Source organism: Chloroflexota bacterium (assembly GCA_015478725.1).
GTDB lineage: Bacteria > Chloroflexota > Limnocylindria > Limnocylindrales > CSP1-4 > C-114.
Genome location: JADMIG010000022.1, coordinates 25,098 through 43,112, shown reverse-complemented (window position 1 = coordinate 43,112; position 18,015 = coordinate 25,098). Strand labels below are relative to the sequence as shown.

11 protein-coding genes are annotated in these 18,015 nt (G+C 70.6%); 7 read left to right on the top strand and 4 right to left on the bottom strand.

The window, feature by feature from the left end:
• Window positions 1–51 precede the first annotated feature (51 nt).
• The gene (locus IVW53_12195; protein ID MBF6606333.1) at window positions 52–8,739 is read right to left on the bottom strand and encodes a hypothetical protein; all 8,688 of its coding nucleotides are present in this window, start codon (window positions 8,737–8,739) and stop codon (window positions 52–54) included.
• Window positions 8,740–9,199: 460 nt separating this feature from the next.
• On the opposite strand from IVW53_12195, the gene IVW53_12190 reads away from it, so the two are divergent.
• Entirely contained in the window at window positions 9,200–9,856 is a 657-nt protein-coding gene (locus IVW53_12190) for a hypothetical protein (protein ID MBF6606332.1), read from the top strand.
• A 66-nt stretch (window positions 9,857–9,922) separates the two neighbouring features.
• Here IVW53_12190 and IVW53_12185 read toward each other — a convergent pair whose 3' ends face one another.
• Genes IVW53_12185 through IVW53_12175 form a run of 3 tightly spaced genes read right to left on the bottom strand, consistent with a single transcriptional unit; the run spans window position 9,923 to window position 12,185 of the window.
• Window positions 9,923–11,134 carry an NAD(P)/FAD-dependent oxidoreductase gene (locus IVW53_12185; protein MBF6606331.1) on the bottom strand — a complete coding sequence of 404 codons (1,212 nt, stop codon included), beginning with the start codon at window positions 11,132–11,134 and terminating at the stop codon, window positions 9,923–9,925.
• A 17-nt stretch (window positions 11,135–11,151) separates the two neighbouring features.
• The gene (locus IVW53_12180) at window positions 11,152–11,502 is read right to left on the bottom strand and encodes a DsrE family protein (GenBank protein MBF6606330.1); all 351 of its coding nucleotides are present in this window, start codon (window positions 11,500–11,502) and stop codon (window positions 11,152–11,154) included.
• Window positions 11,499–12,185: a metalloregulator ArsR/SmtB family transcription factor gene (locus tag IVW53_12175; GenBank protein ID MBF6606329.1), complete on the bottom strand. Its 687-nt coding sequence runs from the start codon at window positions 12,183–12,185 to the stop codon at window positions 11,499–11,501. Before IVW53_12175 ends, IVW53_12180 begins: the two co-directional genes overlap by 4 nt.
• 147 nt (window positions 12,186–12,332) lie before the next feature.
• On the opposite strand from IVW53_12175, the gene IVW53_12170 reads away from it, so the two are divergent.
• The 6 genes from IVW53_12170 to IVW53_12145 all read left to right on the top strand — a co-directional run bounded on the left by IVW53_12170 (window position 12,333) and on the right by IVW53_12145 (window position 17,978).
• Window positions 12,333–12,821: a hypothetical protein gene (locus IVW53_12170; protein MBF6606328.1), complete on the top strand. Its 489-nt coding sequence runs from the start codon at window positions 12,333–12,335 to the stop codon at window positions 12,819–12,821.
• A gap of 125 nt (window positions 12,822–12,946) precedes the next feature.
• Window positions 12,947–14,074, top strand: a complete 1,128-nt coding sequence (locus tag IVW53_12165) for a multicopper oxidase domain-containing protein (GenBank protein MBF6606327.1) — start codon at window positions 12,947–12,949, stop codon at window positions 14,072–14,074.
• Window positions 14,075–14,090: 16 nt separating this feature from the next.
• Window positions 14,091–14,771, top strand: coding sequence for a response regulator transcription factor (locus IVW53_12160; protein ID MBF6606326.1), 681 nt, complete (start codon window positions 14,091–14,093; stop codon window positions 14,769–14,771).
• The gene (locus tag IVW53_12155) at window positions 14,768–16,177 is read left to right on the top strand and encodes a HAMP domain-containing histidine kinase (protein MBF6606325.1); all 1,410 of its coding nucleotides are present in this window, start codon (window positions 14,768–14,770) and stop codon (window positions 16,175–16,177) included. The genes IVW53_12160 and IVW53_12155 overlap by 4 nt, the downstream gene beginning before the upstream one ends.
• The gene (locus IVW53_12150; protein ID MBF6606324.1) at window positions 16,174–16,872 is read left to right on the top strand and encodes a response regulator transcription factor; all 699 of its coding nucleotides are present in this window, start codon (window positions 16,174–16,176) and stop codon (window positions 16,870–16,872) included. The genes IVW53_12155 and IVW53_12150 overlap by 4 nt, the downstream gene beginning before the upstream one ends.
• A complete protein-coding gene (locus IVW53_12145; GenBank protein MBF6606323.1) occupies window positions 16,869–17,978 on the top strand; it encodes a HAMP domain-containing protein in 1,110 nt (369 codons plus the stop codon). Before IVW53_12150 ends, IVW53_12145 begins: the two co-directional genes overlap by 4 nt.
• Window positions 17,979–18,015: the final 37 nt, after the last annotated feature.

Below are 18,015 nucleotides of genomic sequence, written 5' to 3'. Positions count from 1 at the left end.
CACCAGCCGCTCTCGTGCTCGAATGTGCCCACCGGGCGTTGGAAGTTCGGGCTAGCCAAGCACGACCCGGACCCGGTGCGTGGCGCCGTCGTCCACGAGCGGGATCGCGGCGCCGCCTGCGCTCAGTACGAGTCCGTCGAGCTCCGCCGACGCCACCCCGCGGCTGACCCCCTGCGGGTTCTCCACGACGATCTCGTACCGTGCGGAGTGATAGCGGAAGTCGATCTCGTAGTGCGGCCACGCGCGGGGGATGCAGGGATCGAGCAGGAGCGTCGTTCCGCGCAGCCGGAATCCCAGGATCCATTCGACACCGGCCTGGTACATCCAGCCCGCCGACCCGGTGTACCAGGTCCAGCCGCCGCGACCGACATGCGGCGGTTCGGTGTAGACGTCGGCCGCCATGACGTAGGGTTCCACCCTGTACCGATGGACCCCGGCCCGGGTGCTGGCGTGGTTGATCGGGTTCAGGATGGAGAACAGTTCGCCCGCCTTGTCTCCGTCGCCCAGGGCGGCGAAGGCGAGGACCGACCAGATCGCCCCGTGGGTGTACTGGCCGCCGTTCTCCCGGATGCCCGGCAGATACCCCTTGACGTAGCCCGGATCGACGTCGGAATGATCGAACGGCGGAGTGAACAGGAGAACGAGACCATCGCCACGTCGAACGAGGAATTCCTCGACCGCGGCCATCGCCCGCTCGGCGTGGGGAGGATTGGCTGCTCCCGACAGGACGCTCCACGATTGGGCGATCGAGTCGATCCGGCACTCGGCGTTCATCGCGGAGCCGAGCGGTGTGCCATCGTCGAAGAACGCTCGGCGATACCAGTCGCCGTCCCAGCCGTGGCGCTCGAGGGCCCGCCGGAGCGCCTTCATGTGGGCGCGCCAGCGCTCCGCACGAGGACGCTCACCGCGGGCCTCCGCGATCGGCACGAAGCCGGCCAGGGCCGTGTGCAGGAACCAGCCCAGCCAGACGCTCTCGCCGCGGCCCTCACGGCCCACCCGATTCATGCCGTCGTTCCAGTCACCCGACCCGATGAGCGGCAATCCGTGCACGCCGAGCGCTAGGCTCCGGTCGAGAGCCCCCGCACAGTGCTCCAACAGCGAAGCCGACGCCGATGAGCGTTCCGGCTGGAAGTAGGCGTCCGTCTGGTCCGGCCGCAGCTCCGGCCCATCGATGTACGGGACGGTCTCGTCGAGGACCGCCGTGTCGCCCGTGACCGCAAGGTAGCGATCCACCGCGTACGGCAGCCAGAGCCGATCGTCCGAGATCCGGGTGCGGACGCCTCGACCCGATGGCGGATGCCACCAGTGCTGGACATCACCTTCGGCGAACTGATGTGCCGCGGCTCGCAGGAGGTGTTCCCGGGTGAGCTCGCGCCTCGAGGTCACGAGGGCGATGACGTCCTGGAGCTGGTCCCGGAACCCGTAGGCGCCGCCAGCCTGGTAGAACGCCGTCCTCGCCCACAGCCGGCACGCGAGCGTCTGGTAGATGAGCCAGTCGTTGAGCATGATGTCCATCGAGCGGTCCGGCGTCCGCACCTGGACGGTGCCCAGGGTATCGTCCCAGCGGCGCACCACGTCGCGCAGCGTCGCCTCATGGTCGGCCCTTCGCCCGCGCTGGATGAGGTTGGCCGCCGCCGCGGCGTCGTCCGCCTCGCCGAGGAGCACGAGCACCTGGGTCCGCGCCCCGGCGGCGAGCTCGAAGCTCGTCTGCAGGGCGGCGCACGGATCCATGCCGGCACCGGTGGCTCCCTGGAGACGGTGACCGCGGTCCATCGCGGCCGGCCGGTCCGGAGCGCCATTGCGGCCGAGGAATTCGGTCCGATCCGCCGTCCACGCCGTCTGCCGTCCGCCAAGGTCGAGGAAGGCGACCCGGCCGCCGAATTCGGTATTCCACGGGTTGCGCACGAGGAGCGCCCGGGTCTCCGGCTCCAGCGCGGTGACGATCCCGGGCGCGCTGGCCCCGCGCGAGGTGCCGAGCACCCACTCGGCGTAGGCGGTCACGGACAGGCGCCTGGAGCGACCGGATCGGTTCTCGATGGTCAGCACGGAGATCTTCAGGGGGTCGTCGGGCGGCACGAACTGGACGAGGTCGAGTTGGATGCCGTCGTGCAGGTGCTCGAAGCGGCTGTATCCGGCACCGTGACGGGCGACGTACGTCGATGCCTCGCGGCGGATCGGCAGGATCGTCGGACCCCACAGCTCGCCATTGTCGTCATCCCGGACGTAGATCGCCTCGCTCACCGGGTCGCTGACGGGGTCGTTGGACCAGGGGGTGAGCTGGTTCTCGCGGCTGTTCCCGGCCCAGGTGTAGCCCGACCCCGACTCGGAGACCAGGAAGCCGAATGACGTGTTGGCGATCACATTCGACCAGGGCGCCGGAGTGGATTGTCCGGGGCCGAGGATCGCCACGTACTCACGCCCCCGTTCGGCGAAGCCACCGAGTCCATTGAAGAACTCGAGCTCCGGACGCGGCGCGGACGCATCGCTCGACGTCTCCCGCGAACCAGGCGGCGCTGCGGGAGGAGGCGCGGGCCGCGCGATCCGCTCGGGACGTTCGAGGCGGATGACCTGATCGGCGAGGCTGCCTCGTCGGCTCAGCAGGACGGCCCGGGCGGCGGTCTGGAGGAGCGTGCGGTCCTCCGCGGACAGCTGGTCGCCGCGGAGGATGTACACCCCGCCGCGGCCCGCATGGCCGTCGTGGACGAGGATGGACTGGCTCGTCCGGACCAGGGTCTCGAGCGAATCGTGGAGGCTCTGTGCGTAGGTGGCGCCATGCTCGTTGAGGATCACGAGGTCGACGTCGATGAGTTTCAGCCGCCAGTACTCGTGTGCGCGGAGGAGCTGCCGGACGATGTCAAGGTCCTCGGCTTCGTCGATCCGCACCAGGACGATCGGCAGGTCGCCCGAGATGCCGTGGGCCCACAGGCCGGGTGCTCCCCGCTCGTTGCTGGCCAGCAGGCCTGCGGGTGGCCGCAGCGACGGGTCCGAGTAGAGGATCCGGTTGGCCAGCCGCTGGAAGAGGTGGGCCTCGTCGGACTCGATCCCGAGGTGATGGAGCTGGACCTGCGCCTGCGTCCAGGCCAGGGTCGCGGCGCGTTCGAAGGTGGCCGCCTCTCGGTACTTGTCGGCCAGGTCCAGGACCTGGTCGCGCGATTCGGCGACGACCGTGGAGTAGATCGCGTGGGCCGTCGCGCCGGGGTCGAGCCGGACCCGACAGCGGAGGCTGAAGATCGGATCCAGCACCGCTCCCACCGTGTTCGAGAGCGGACGCCCGTCGATGACCGCGACCGGCGAGCGGACCGCCCGGCCCCGGCCGAGGAAGCGGGCGCGATCCGTTTCGTACTGGATGACCCCGCCAGCCTCCCCCTCGACCGCCGCGACATGGGCGGCCCAGATCGGCTGCTCGTCCCTGGATCGTGGACGACGCGTCGCGAGGAGGGCACCGATCTCGGGGGCGAATTCGGTCTCCACGAAGAGGTTCTGGAAGGCCGGGTGAGCGACATCGGCCGCCTGCGGTGCGAGTGCGATCTCCGCATAGGACGTCAGCTCGATCTCGCGACTGTGCGAGCCGAGATTGGTCAGCGACACGCGGCGGATCTCCGCGTCGTGCTCGGCGGACACGACGATGGTCAGGCTCGTCGCGATCGAGCCGTCGCGGCGGGAGAACTCGGCGTGGTCCTCCGCGTACGTGACCTCGTAGCTGTCCGCTTCGGTGCCGCTTGGCTGATGACCCGCCGACCACACCACCCCGCTGTGCATGTCGCGCAGGAAGAGGTAGCTGCCCCACGAGTCGCGCGTCACGTCCTCGCGCCAGCGGGTGACCGCCACGTCGCGCCAGCGGCTGTAGCCGGATCCGGCCGCGGTCACCATGACCGCGTAGCGCCCGTTCGACAGCACATGCGTGCGCGGGATCGCGTCATGGGGCGAGGTGAAGCGACGGAGGACCGGCGGCACGAGGTCGCGCACGTCGGCGGCACTCTTGACCTCTTCGGCACGTGGGCGGGCCACGAGCACATCGCGCGGCATCCGCTCCTGGAGCAGCAGCTCCGTCGCCTCGACGATCGGGTCGGCATGGAAGCGCTCCACCATCGCGCGGTCGTTGAGGACGTTGCCGAGGGCCACCAGCGCCATCCCCTGGTGGTGGGCCATGTAGCTCTTCACGATCGCGACCGACTCCCCTTCGGGCAGCCGGCGCGGCGTGTAGTCGAGCGCCTCGCGAAAACCGAAGGGTCCGAGCGCTCCGGCGCGCTCCAACCGCGCGAAGTTCCGGACTGCGGCCTCGGGCTGGATCATCGCTCCGAGGGCGGTCGCGTACGGGGCGACGACGACATCCTCACTCAGGCCGCGCTTCAGCCCGAGGCCGGGCACGCCGAAGCTCGAGTACTGGTACGTCTGGCCGAGGTCGCGCGCGTTGAAGGCCGACTCGGAGATGCCCCAGGGGACGCCGAGCTCGGCGGCGTAGCTCATCTGGCGGGCGACCACGAGCCGGTACGTGTGGTCGAGCAGGCTGAGGGCGGGAGCGCGCATCACGAGGACGGGCATGAGGTACTCGAACATGGACCCGGACCACGAGATGAGGGCGGATCCACGGCCGACCGGCGTCAGGGCGCGACCGAGCCGGAACCAGTGCTCCGGGGCGACATCCCCCTTGGCGATGGCGAGAAAGCTGGCGAGGCGGGCCTCCGAGGCGAGGAGGTCGTAGTAGCTCGGATCCAGCGTGCCGTCCCGGACCCGGAACCCGATCGAGAAGAGCTTGCGGGTGGGGTCGAAGAGGAAGCCGAAGTCGGTCTCGCGAAAGAGCTGCTGGGCCTGGTCGGCGATCGCCTGGAGCCGCCGAACGAGCACCGCCGCGGCCGGCGGACTCGCGGCGGCGTCGCTGACCGGCGGATCGGAGAGCTCGGCGATCGTCGGCATGGCCGACGATCGCACGGAGGGTTGGAGCGGAGGAGGCTGGAGCAGCGCGAGGTCGCGAGCGTGGCTGCTCACGGCCAGCCGCGCTGCCTCGGCCCACGTCGCGAGCTCGCCATTCGCTCCCGCTCCACGCTCTGCGGTGAGCGCCGCGGCAACGTCCGACAGCGTCCGGGTGTGCGCGGCGAGCTCGCCCAGGCGGGTCACCCAGGCCTCGGGCGTCGTGGGGACGGCGGCACTCGCCCCTGCAGGCGGCTCGAGGGCTTCGTCGAGGTTCCGCTGGGTGAGCGTCTGACTTCTGCGGTCGTCGACGACCGCGCCGGCGGCCTCCCGGGTCAGCGCGATCGCGTCACCGATCCCGGCCAGCGCCGCCGCCACCGGAAGCGGCTGGTCGATCATCTGGCGGCAGGCGTTGGACAGCACGAGGAGATGGCCGGCGAGGTTGCCACTGTCCACCGAGGACACGTACGCCGGCTCGAGCTGGCGCAGGTCACGCGTGTCGTACCAGTTATACAGGTGCCCCCGAAAGCGGTCGAGACTCCTGACAGTCGCGAGCGTCACCTCCAGGCGCTCCACCATCTCGAGCGTCCCGATCCACCCGAAGTCGCGAGCCGTAACGGTCGCCAGCAGGTACATCCCGATGTTCGTCGGCGAGGTCCGATGCGCGACGACCGGGCTGGGATCGTCCTGGAAATTGTCGGGTGGCAGCCCGTGGTCCTCCGGGCCCACGAAGGCCTCGAAGAATCGCCAGGTCCGGCGGGCGGTCAGGCGGAGGGCCTGGATGTCGCCGGAAGAGAGCTGCTCCGCAGCCGAGTCCGGGGATGGTCGGCTGATCCATCGGGCGACGAGGGGCGAGATCAGCCACAAGAGGACGAACGGCGCGGCGATCCAGAGCGCCCCCGGCTTCATCGCGAGGACGAGGACCGCGGTGGCGGCCGCGATCGCGACACCGCCCGCCATCTGGCGATAGAACCCCGCGAGGTCGAGGTCGTTGCTCGCCTTCGCCTGTGCGGCGGTCGTCCATTCAAGGAGGTTCCGCCGCGTGACATAGAGCCGCACCAGGGTCCGCACGATCGCGTCGACCATGAGCCAGGCCTGATGCGCGAGGAGCGTGAGGCCGACGCCCACGTGAGCCGCGGCGAGCGTGAGGTCCGCGCCCACGGCTCGCAGGTGGCTGCGCTTGGAGATGCCCTTCCGTCGTGGCAGCAGTCCCGCGAGGACGGGCAGCGCCGCGGGGAGGATGACCGAGGCGAGAACGAACGAGGTCCACAGGACGGCCGAGACCGACGGGAGTGTCCAGGCCGCGACGAGCGTGGCCAGTGTGAGCGGGGCGGACATAGTCCGGCGCAGGTTGTCGATCATCTTCCAGCGCGCGATGCCGGGCATGGATCGGCGGCTCGACCGGCCCGTCGCGTCGCGGGCTCGACCAAGGATCCACGGCAGGAGCTGCCAGTCGCCCCGCGCCCAGCGGTGCTGGCGGGCCGCCGAGACGAGGTAGTTGGAAGGAAATTCATCGAACAGCTCGACATCGGTCACCAGTCCGGCCCGGGCGAAGACGCCCTCGAACAGGTCATGGCTGAGGAGCGCGTTCTCGGGCACCCGCTCCGCCATCGCCGCGGCGAAGGCGTCGAGGTCGTAGATCCCCTTGCCGGTGAAGCTCCCTTCGCCGAACAGGTCCTGGTAGACGTCGGAAACCGCCGATGCATAGGGGTCGATCCCGGCCGATCCGGAGTAGATCCGCTGGAAGATCGATGCCTCGTGCTCGGCCGGGAGGGTCGAGGTGATCCGTGGCTGGAGCACGCCGTAGCCGTGGGTCACCCGGCCTGCCCGGGGATCGAACGTCGCCTGGTTGAGCGGATGGGCGATCGTCCCGACGAGGCGCCCCACCGCGCCCCGGGGCAGCCGCGTGTCGGCGTCGAGCGTGACCACGTAGCGCACGTCCGTCGGCGGGGTCGACGCGGCCCGCCCGGTGGTGAGGATGCTCGTCGTCGCAGAGCCGCGGAGCAGGGCGTTCAGCTCGTGAAGCTTGCCGCGCTTGCGCTCCCAGCCCATCCAGCAGCCCTGGGCCTCGTTCCAGCGTCGCTTCCGGTGGAGGAGCAGGAACCGGGCACCTCCACCGGGAGCCGCGCCGTGGCGCTCGTTGAGGCGATCGATCGCCGCCGCCGTCGCCGCCAGCAGCTCGTCGTCGCCCGGGGCACGCTCGCTCGGGGCGTCGAGCCAGTCCGAAAGCAGGGCGAACCGGAGATCGCCCTCACGGTTCCCCAGGTAGTGGACCTCCAGGCCGCCGACCTGAGCTTCCACATCCGCCTCGCTTGTGAGGAGCGTCGGCACGACGACGAGCGTCCGCAGCCCGGACGGCACGCCGTCGTCAAGATCGAGCCGGGGCAGCGGTCTCGGGCCCAGGACCCGGGTGACCTCCCGGTTGACGAGGGCCATCGCGAGGTCGGAGGCCGGGCCGAGCGCGAGGATCGCGACGACGAGGATGCCCCCACCCGTGGCGCCACGATCGCCGGACAGGAGGACAGGTATGGCGAGGATGAGCCCCGCGACGAGCGCGAACGTACCGACGTAGCGACTCGTGGCGTGCCGCACGTAGGCACGCCTCAGCCGGCCCGCCAATGGCACCCGAACGCCGAGAGCACGCTCGAACGCGAAGCGGCCGTCGGAGACAAGGAAGTAGCCGGGATCTCGACGGCCCGCTGGCGGGGACGCCTCGACGTCATCAGTCGAGGGCGGGGCGTCCGCCAGGGCCGCGGCCTTCCGGGCGACCTCGACCTCGGTCAGGCGCGAACCCCGGGCCAGCTCCTCGATGGCGTGCCGGTAGCGATCTCGAGTCGCGAAGTCCATCTCCCCGAACGGACTTCCTGCCCGAAGGACCTCGTCGACCAGGCTCACGCTTTCGACGAACTTGGCCCAGTCGAACCACGAGATGAGGCGCATGCTCGTGATCACGTTGCGGACCGTGACGTTCATCGTCGCCTGGCGCTGGTGCTCGAGACGGACCACCTCCTCGGCGGTGGTCCCCTGCGCCGCGAGGAGCTGTTCGAGCCAGCGGAGAGCGGGCGTGACCGCAGGGTCCTGATCACGCAGGCGCTGGAAGAGCTGGACACGGGCGGCCGTCGGGAGCGCCGCACGCGAGAGCCGACGCAGCGATGCCGCCGCGACCTCCGGGCTGTCCGTACCGAGGCCGAGCAGGCCGTCGGCGAGCTCGTCCGCCTTCTGGCGCGCCGCCCGGCTGCGTACGATCTCCTCCGCGACGCGGCGGAGGTTGTCGACGAGGAGGATCCGGAGGCTGATCGCGATCGCCCAGAGCTCGCCGATCGTCAGCGGCTGCACCTCCTGATAGGCGTGCACCATGCGCCGCAGGCTCTCCGGGTCCAGGCGGCTGTCCGTGTGCGCGACGTAGGCCCAGGCCAGACCGAGGACCCGCGGGTAGCCCGCGAGATGGCCCTCGGCCAGCTTGGGAAGCTCGCGGTAGTAGTCCGGGGGCAGGTCGTCGCGGATCTCACGGAGCTGCTCGTCGACGATGTGGAAGTTGTCGACGAGCCATTCGGCGGCCGGGGTGATGGAACGTTCGTCCTTGATCGCCCGGGCGAGGATGCGATACGACTCCACCAGGACGCGGCCGTTCTCGGCGATGCGGGGCCGGACGGCGTGCCCCCGACGGGGCGTGGCAGTGACCGTCTGGGCGGCGGCGAGAGTCTGCGCGTGCTGCTCCAGCCGCTCCACGCTGAAGAGCTCCGCGACGATCGGCTCATCGAGCTCCGCCTGCGGGCGAACCCGTCGGCGATCGCGGCCGAGCGGGTCTCGGACGGGCTGGTTCGATCTCATCATCCGTTCTCAGGGCATGGCCTGATCCGGCCTGCCGTCGCCTCCACGTGGGAACGTGTCGATGATACCCACCGCTCCGCGTACTCGCGGCGCCAGGCGACTCGGACGTCGCATCTCCGTCGCGCCTCGCCCCCATCGCCGATCGCGAGTGGCTCCCAGCTCAGGTCGCGCGATCCGCGCCACGACCCGATCGCCGTCGGGCGCGATACCAGGCGAGGTACTTGAGGTCGGCATACCGCAGGGCCAGGGCTTCGCTCAGCTGGTGGAGGACGTGCGGCGAGGGGCGCTTGACGGCGTCATTCTCGAGCTTGCTCAGTGGATGTCGATAACCACAGTTGCCAATACACCGGCCCCGTGGTTGACTGCAAGCACGGCAGCGGCCGGAGCGTCGCCCGGCGGAGGTCCTGGTGTCCCCCAGGGTGACGTCACCGAAGCCCCGCCAGGCGAAAGGTCGTGTCCGATGTTGTTCCTGCAACTGTTGGTCTTCGCGATCGCCGCCACGATCGGCCTCGCGATGCTGCGATTGGCCCGCGAGCATGTCGGCCGGACGCCACTCCCGGAGGGCAGACGCAGGCTCGCCTTCATGCTGGCGTTCCTGGTCCTGCCCCCGATCGCGCTCGGGTCGCTCATCGAGCCGGCCGCGGCCGCGGGCCAGGCCGGCGGGATCGCGTGGGTGCCCCTGTACATCGTGCTTCTGACCGTGCTCGCCGTCCTCATGTGGATCGTCGTCCTGATCGTCCGGCTGGTCGCGCCCGGCCGGTCCGGCCGGCTCCTCCTGATCGCGCTCGGCGGGACCGAGCGAGATCCAGAAGAGGTGCACGTCGACCCGCCACTGACCGCCGAGCTGGCGGAGAGCATGGCGCTCGTCGACCGGACCAACGCCGCGTTCCCACGGGGCGCGGAGTTCCCTGCCCAGATCGACCGTCCGGGCTTCCGCTTCGCCTGGGATACCCTCGATGCGGCCACCGCGACCCTTGAGGGCCACATCGCCGACGACTACCGCCTCGGTGTCGGCGTCGCTTCCGCGGCGACGGCCATGGCGAGGGACGCTCGCAGCCGTCTCGACACCCTCCGCGGCCTCGCGGTCGGCCACGGGCAGGCCTGGACCGGCAGCTGACTCGAGCCCGTGGGCCGGCAGTGAGCCGACTCCGGGATGAACGTCGTCACCTTCATCGGTTTCACGTCAGAGCCGGCCGGGAACGCGAAGGAGCGCGCTGCCGAGGCGCAGACCGGCGCCGGCCAGTTCGTGCTCGAGACCCCGGCTGAGCCAGTAGCGCTCGAACAGGACTTTCCCCGCGTGCCAGGTTCGGCCCGGACGACGCAGGGCGACGGCCGGTTCCGGATCGGCGAAGAAGTCGCCCGCGGCGAAGCCCGCCACTCCGGCACCGAGTTCCACCCAGCAGTAGCCGTGACCATCGAACCGGCCGGCCGGTCCACCCTCGATCCGTGATGCGATCTGGGCGGCCGCAACCTCCGCCTCGGCGTGGGCGAAGACGCCGGCCTTCGGCAGGAGCTTGCCGTTGGCAAGCATGATCGCCGTCACGTCGCCGATGGCGAAGACGTTCGGCGCGCTCGTCTCGAGCGTTTCGCGGTCAACCGGGATCCAGCCCGTCGGACCGGCCAGACCGGAGGTGGCGACCACCGCGGGTGGGCGATGGGGCGGGACTGCCGCGAGCAGGTCATAGCCGGCGACCGACCCGTCCGCGAATCGGACCTGGCGCGGCGCCCCGTCGTAGGCCTCGATCGGATGCCCTGGGAAGTAGCCGATGCCTCGTTCCTTGAGGAGGTCCACCACGGCCCGGCCCAGGACGGGGCCGGCCACCGGCATCGGCGCTGGCTCGGGCATGTGGAGCTCGATCGTGCTCCGGTCGCGAAGACCCCGTCGCCGGAGGTCGGCGTCGATGAGGAAGGCGGCCTCGTAGGGCGCCGCCGGGCACTTGAAGGGCAATCCGCTGACGGCCACGATGACGCGGCCGCCGGAGAACCCTGCGAACGCGTTCGCGAACCGCCCGGCCCCCTCGAGCGTGAAGAAGTCGTGGGCGGCATCGGCATAGCCCGCGATCGCCTCCGGGGCGAGCTCGGCGCCGAGGGCGACGACGACCGCATCGGCGGTGAACTCGCCGGCATCGGTCGACACGCGTCGCGCGACCGGGTCGAGCCCGCGAACATGGCTCCGCACGACCTCGATCCCCGGCTGGAGCATCTTCGCCAGCGGGCGCGAGATGGCCGCCGGCCGGCGCCGGCCGACCATGAGCCACAGGAGCGACGGCGCGAAGACCTGGTCGGCGTCGCGGTCCACGACGACGACGCGGTGCTGGCGGCTCAGTCGGCCGCGGAGGGCGTTCGCCGCCGCGGCACCGCCGATACCGCCCCCGAGAACGAGAACCGTCGCCATGGTCGGCCTCCTGCCGGCTAGAAGCTCAGGACCTTGTCCGCCCACAGCGTCCAGGTGGTCAGCTCGGCCATCGATGAGCGATGGGCACCCTCGATGAGTGCCTCGTCGTGCATCCCGCGGGCCGCCATGCACGTCCCGCAGGCACCGATGGGCACCCCCTTGACCCTGAGCCCGGTGAGCATCCGCTCGATGTTGTAGTAGCCCTCGGGGGTCTCCTGACCGCGCTGCCCACAGCGAACCGCATCGGCCATGAGGAAGAGGCGGAGTTCGACCTCGCGCTCCTTCGCCAGGCTGAGCGCGAGTCGGAGGCCGTTGTACGAGCGCTCCGTGCCGTACGGCGGATCGTTGAGGATGACGAGGGCGTTCACGCGGGCATCCCTGCTGCCGGGCCGACGGCGATCGGCAGGCCAGCCAGGCGCCACTCGGGGAAGCCGTCCGCGAGACGCCGCGCGGAACGACCGTGGCTGCGGAGCAGTGCGACCGCCTGGGGGGCGAGGACGCAGTAGGGACCTCGACAATAGGCGACGATCTCGGCGTCCCGCGGCAGGCGGGTGAGCAGATCGCCGAGTTCGGCGAGCGGAACCGACAGCGCACCCGGGATGTGGCCCGCGAGGTACTCCTCACGGGGACGGACGTCGAGGATGGTGACCGCGCCCGATCGAGCGCGATCCCAGAGCTCCCCGCGCGTGACGGGTTCGAGCTCGTCGGGCGTTTCCAGGTACGCGACGACGGCCACCTCGAGTTCGGCGAGCCGCGCTCGTGCCGCGCCGCGAAGGACGCTGAGGAGTCGATAGACATCGTCGCCCGCGAGCCGGTAGTGAACCCGCTGCCCGTCCCGACGGGTCTCGACCAGGCGAGCCGCCCGGAGCGCCTGGAGGTGCGAGGAAGCGAGGGCGACGCTCATGTCGCTGGCGGCGGCGAGCGACTCGACCGGACGCTCGCCCTGGGCAAGCAGATCGAGCAGTTCGATCCGGCGGGGGCTCGAAAGTGCCTTGCCAATCCGGGCAAACTGTTCGTTGAGCGCCGTGGTCGCGGTGCGCTCGGTGGTCATTCGCATAGTCTAACGAGTCTTTGACGATCGGGCACTGCGGTCTCGCGCGTGAATTGCGGTGACGAGCGGCAGGGCGGATCGGCAGGCCCCGGGCAGGCCGAACGACCCTAGCGCCGAAGCACCACGCCGCGCACCGTCCGATGTCCGATGGAGACCGATGCCACAGCCGCCAGCGAGCCGATGACGATCCCGCTGCGCGTCCGTCGGCCTGGCTCCATCGACCTCGATCGGGCGATCCTCGCACTCGGGGATCTCGCCTGGCTCGGCCGACCGACCGACGGACCGCCGGGCGACCCGCAGCTCCGCCACATCGCGACCGACCTCGACCTTCCGATCCTCGACGGCAGCTCGACCGGACCCGTGCGGAAGGCCGCGTTCATCGACCTCGGGCCCGCCCGACATGTCGGCGATCGGGTGCTCGTCGAGATCGCCTGGCGGTCGGCGAGCTTCGCCCCGCTATTCCCGGTCTTCGCCGGCGAGCTCTCCATCTCGGCGCACGACATCGTCCTCGACGGTCGCTACGCGCCGCCGCTCGGGAAGGTCGGCCTCCTCCTCGACCAGACCCTCCTGCACCTGGTCGCCCGCCGCACCGCGGGCGCGCTCGTCGCCCGCCTGGCCAGGAAGTTCGAAACGTAGGCGGTCCCGGTCACGTAGGCGGTCCGCGCTCGGACGACGCAGTTCTCAGGTCGCACTCACCCGGCGCTCAGGTACGTGAGCGAGCCTGTGGGTCGTGCCGCTTCCCCGACCTTTGAGGTTCCTCCATGCGTCCACCGTCTCAGCGCCGGTTCATCGCCTTCGCCCTGGTTTCCGGACTCGCGCTCGGTGTCGCCGGGACCGTCGGCGCCTACTCGCTTCGCGCGACGCCCACAGCGCCGACGGGCGTCTCGTCGGTCGAGCGCGCGTCCCTCGAGCGACTCCTCGCCAACGTCACGGTGAAGCCGACCGGCGAGACACGGCGGTTCGACCTCACGGTGACGAAAGCCGCCTGGGAGCTCCTCCCGGGCCTCGCGACCGAGGCGATCACGTTCAACGGGACGGTCCCGGGCCCGGCGATCCGGGTGACCGAAGGGGACACGGTCGAGGTCGTCGTCCGGAACGCACTCGCCGAGGCCACCTCCGTTCACTGGCATGGCCTCCACGTGCCGAACGACCAGGACGGCGTCGCGGGCATCACGCAGCCTCCGATCGCGCCGGGCGCGACGTTCACCTACCGCTTCACGGCGCCGCATGCGGGCACGTTCATGTACCACGCCCACGGTCCGAACAGTCGCGGGCAGATCGATCAGGGACTCTATGCTCCGTTCATCATCGACCCGCAGGGTGCCGATCCGATCGCGGCAGATCGTGAGTATGTGCTCGCCATCGGCAACTGGATGGTCGGGGCCGGGATGGCCGGCATGGACGCGATGGGCATGGCGTACGACTACTTCACGATCAACGGCAAGTCCTACCCCGCCACCGCGCCGATCGACGTGACCGAGGGCGATCTGGTTCGGCTGCGGTTCATCAACCCGAGCCAGACGATCCATCCGATGCACCTTCACGGGACGGACATGGCGGTCGTGGCCAAGGATGGCGAACGGCTGGCGGCGCCTCAGCGGCTGAACACCTTGTCCATCCTGCCGGGCGAGACGTACGACGTCGTCTTCCGAGCCGACAATCCCGGCGCCTGGCTCCTCCACTGTCACGATCTCCACCACGCCTCGAACAACGGCCAGGAACCGGGCGGGCTCATCGTCGTCGTGAACGTGCGAGCCAAGGGCGGGACCTCCTCGCCCGCGCCTGCCGGGTCGACGAGCCCGAGCCCGAGTCAGGTCCCGGGCCATACGATGGCGCCGGACATGACCGCGATGCCGGGAATGAGCTCGATGCCCGGGATGACCCACTGACGGAGGCCACGTCGCCATGAGCGAGGCCGCTCGCATCCTCGTCGTCGACGACGATCCGAAGATCCGGACGGTCGTCCGCCGCGGCCTCGCCTACGAGGGTTACCGCGTGGTGGAGGCGGCCTCGGGTGAGGAGGGCCTGGAAAAGGCTCGCGAGCACCTGCCCGACCTCATCGTCCTCGACGTCATGATGCCCGGCATGGACGGCCTCGAGGTGACGCGCCGACTGCGCTTGGCCGGCGACGAGGTCGCGATCCTCATGCTCACCGCCCGCGACGACGTCAAGGACCGGGTCGAGGGACTCGAGATCGGCGCCGACGATTACCTCGTCAAGCCGTTCAGCTTCGAGGAGCTCCTCGCCCGCGTCCATGCGCTGTTGCGCCGGCGGACGGCCCCCGCGGGCGAAGTCCTCCGGTTCGGCGACCTCGAGCTCGACGTGGACGCGAGGGAGGCTCGCCGGGACGGGCGGACGATCGAGCTGACCACGACCGAGTTCAGCCTGCTCCTGCTGTTCATGCGCCATCCGCGCAAGGTGCTCACCCGCGACGTGATCATGGAGCACGTCTGGTCGTACGACTTCGAAGGTGAGTCCAACGTCCTCGAGGTGTACGTGCGGTACCTGCGGAACAAGCTCGAGGCGAACGGCGAGGCGCGCCTCCTCCACACGGTCCGCGGCGCCGGTTACGTCCTGAAAGCGTGAGGAGTTCTCCGCGACGGCTGTCGATCAGGACGCGGCTGGCCCTCATCTACACCGGGCTCCTCGCGGCGGCCCTCGTCGCCTTCGGCACGGGCATGTATCTCGTCCTTCGCACCGAGCTCGAGGTGTCGTTCGACGCGGGGCTGCTTGCGAACGCCGAACACGCCGCGGGCGCATTCGCTCAGGACGCCGACGCGAGCGGCCGACTGCGCCCGGCGGCGCGGATGATCGAGCAGTTCGCCTCGACCGGTGGCCGGGTCGTCGTCCTCGACGCGAACGGCGCCGTGCTCGCCGATTCCGCTCCGGCCCGGAGCCCGGGGCTGTCGATCGGGCCCGAGGATCTGGCGGCCGCGGATCGCCACGCCCACGCGATTCGCGAGCTGACCACCGGTGGTGACGTCCTCCGGTTGACGGTCGAGCCCGTCGTCGTCACGAGCGGCAGCCGGGTGGGATACGTGGCATGGGCCGACTCGACCCGTCCATTGCGCGACCTCCTCACCACGGTCAGTGCCGCCCTGGTCATCGGCGGCACCATGCTCATCGGGCTCGCGCTCGTCGGCGGACTCGTCCTGGCGCGGCGCGCCCTGGCTCCGGTCTCCGACGTCACCGAGACGGCCCGCGCGATCTCGCTGTCCGGCGACGTTGCGGCGCGGGTCGAGGCGGGTCGACCCGGCGACGAAGTCGGCGAGCTGGCCGTCGCCTTCAACGAGATGCTCGCGGCGCTCGAGCAGAACCATCAGGCCCTGCAGCGGTTCCTCGGCGACGCATCGCACCAGCTCCGGACGCCGCTGACGACGATCCGTGCGAACCTGGATCTCGCGGAACGGTCGAACCTGCCCGCCGGCGAGCGGGAGGCGATCCTGTCCGACGCACGCGACGAGGCCGAGCGGATGGGCAGGCTCATCGGCGATCTCCTCTCGCTCGCCCGCGCCGAGTCGGGGGCACGGCTCGAGTTCGGTCCGGTCGAGCTCGACGCCGTGCTCGTCGAGTCGGTGCGGCGCCAGCGCCAGGCCGCCCGGCGGGTCCGGATGAGCGTGGCCACCGTGGAGCCGGCGGTCGTCGACGGCGACCGTGACCGGCTGCGCGAGCTGTTCGGTATCCTCCTCGACAACGCCGCGCGCTATACGCCGGACGGCGGGACCGTCACGGCCAACCTGGAGGTCCGCGCTGGCCGCGCGATCGTCAGGGTCGAGGACACGGGCATCGGCCTCGAGGCGACCGACCGGGAGCGGATCTTCGAGCGACTCTATCGCGGAGCTCGGGCGCGTGAGATGCGACCGTCGGGGACCGGGCTCGGCCTGGCGATCGCTCACTGGATCGTCGAGTCGCACGCGGGGACGATCGAGCTCGCGAATCGTGAGGGAGGTGGCACGGTGGCGGAAGTCACGCTGCCCCTGCGCCAGTCGTGACCGCGACGCGGGTGCTCGTCGTGGACGACGAGGCGCCGATCATCGAGCTCGTCCGCGGCTATCTCGAGCGCGAGGGGATGGAGGTGATCGCGGCCGTCGACGGCCACGTCGGACTCCAGCTCATCCGCGAGCGAGCCCCGGACGTGGTCATTCTCGACGTCATGCTGCCGGGCATCGACGGCTTCGAGGTCCTCCGCCGCGCACGGGAGTTCTCCGACGCGTACGTGATCATGCTCAGCGCCCGTGCCGAGGAGATCGACCGGATCGTCGGCCTCTCGGTCGGAGCCGACGACTACCTCGTCAAGCCGTTCTCGCCGCGCGAACTCGTCGCGCGCGTCAAGGCACTGCTCCGCCGCCCGAGACCGGCCAACCGAGCGGGCGTCGACGGGGTCCTCGAGCGCGATGACCTGGCGATCGACCCGAGGCGACGGCAGGTGACCGTCGGCGGCCGATCGATCGCCCTCACGACGATCGAGTTCGACCTCCTCCTCGCCCTCGCCGAAGAGCCCGGGATCGTGCTCGGGCGCCAGCGACTCCTCGACCGCGTGTGGGGTACGGACTACGTCGGGGACGAGCATGTCGTCGATGTCCACCTGGCGAACCTGCGCCGCAAGCTCGGCGACGATGCCGTCACCCCGAGGTTCATCGAGACGGTCCGCGGCGTCGGATACCGCTTGCGCGAGGACCGCGCGTGACCAGGCGCGGGGGGCGGCTCCGCACCCGACTGCTCCTCGCCCACCTCGCCGTCGTGGCCGTCGGCAGCGTCACGCTCTTCCTGACGGTCGGACTCGTGGCGCCCGGCGCGTTCGACGCCGCGATGGGTCATGCCATGTCTGGCATGGGCGGCATGAACGGGATGATGGGCAATCTCGTCCAGGCGGCCTTCCAGGACTCCGTCCGGACGTCGCTGCTCATCGCCGTGCTCGCCGCGTCGATCGCGGCCGTGATCGTCAGCGTGGCGCTGTCCGCCCGCCTGTCGAGGCCGATCAGCCGCCTGGCGCAGGCGAGCCGGCGGATCGCGACCGGTCGGTACGCCGAACGCGTCGAGGTGACGTCCACCGACGAGATCGGCGAGCTCGCCGACTCGTTCAACCGGATGGCGGCGGCCCTGGAATCGACCGAGCGGCGCCGCCTCGAGCTCGTCGGCGACGTGGCGCACGAACTGCGGACGCCGCTCGCGACGCTGGACGGCTATCTCGAGGGACTGGAGGACGGAATCGTCGAGCCGCGTGCCGCCACCTGGACGCTGCTCCGGCTCGAGACCGCCCGATTGGCTCGCCTTGTCGACGACCTCCAGGCGCTCTGGCGGGCGGAGGCACGCCAGCTGCCGTTGACCATGGAACCGGTGGACGTCGCCGCGGTGGCATCGGCCGCGGTGGAGCGGTTCACGGCGATGGCCGCCGAGCGCGGGGTGGCGATCCATCTCGGGTCGGCTCCACGGCCACCATCCGCGCGAGCCGATCGGGAGCGGCTGACGCAGGTGCTGGACAACCTCCTCAGCAACGCGGTCCGCTACACGGCCGAAGGCTCGACAGTGACCGTCGGAGTCCGGGGTGACGGTGCGTTCGTGACACTCTCGGTCGCCGACGAGGGACCCGGTCTCACGGAGGAGCAACGGGTGAGGGTCTTCGAACGGTTCTACCGGGTCGACCCGTCGCGGTCCCGAGCCCTCGGGGGGTCGGGGATCGGCCTGGCGATCGCCAGGGCGCTCGTCGAGGTCATGGATGGGCGGATCTGGGCGGAAAGCGACGGTCCCGGACGCGGCGCGACGTTCCGGGTGGCACTGCCCCTCGCCCGCTGACCTCCCCCGGGCTCACGCGCCGACGGCAGAGGGCTGG

Bases quoted from the DNA above. Each gene is read 5' to 3' on its own strand.
- IVW53_12195 (MBF6606333.1), bottom strand. From the start codon at position 8,739: ATGAGATCGAACCAGCCCGTCCGAGACCCGCTCGGCCGCGATCGCCGA.
- IVW53_12190 (MBF6606332.1), top strand. From the start codon at position 9,200: ATGTTGTTCCTGCAACTGTTGGTCTTCGCGATCGCCGCCACGATCGGC.
- IVW53_12185 (MBF6606331.1), bottom strand. From the start codon at position 11,134: ATGGCGACGGTTCTCGTTCTCGGGGGCGGTATCGGCGGTGCCGCGGCG.
- IVW53_12175 (MBF6606329.1), bottom strand. From the start codon at position 12,185: ATGACCACCGAGCGCACCGCGACCACGGCGCTCAACGAACAGTTTGCC.
- IVW53_12170 (MBF6606328.1), top strand. From the start codon at position 12,333: ATGGAGACCGATGCCACAGCCGCCAGCGAGCCGATGACGATCCCGCTG.
- IVW53_12165 (MBF6606327.1), top strand. From the start codon at position 12,947: ATGCGTCCACCGTCTCAGCGCCGGTTCATCGCCTTCGCCCTGGTTTCC.
- IVW53_12160 (MBF6606326.1), top strand. From the start codon at position 14,091: ATGAGCGAGGCCGCTCGCATCCTCGTCGTCGACGACGATCCGAAGATC.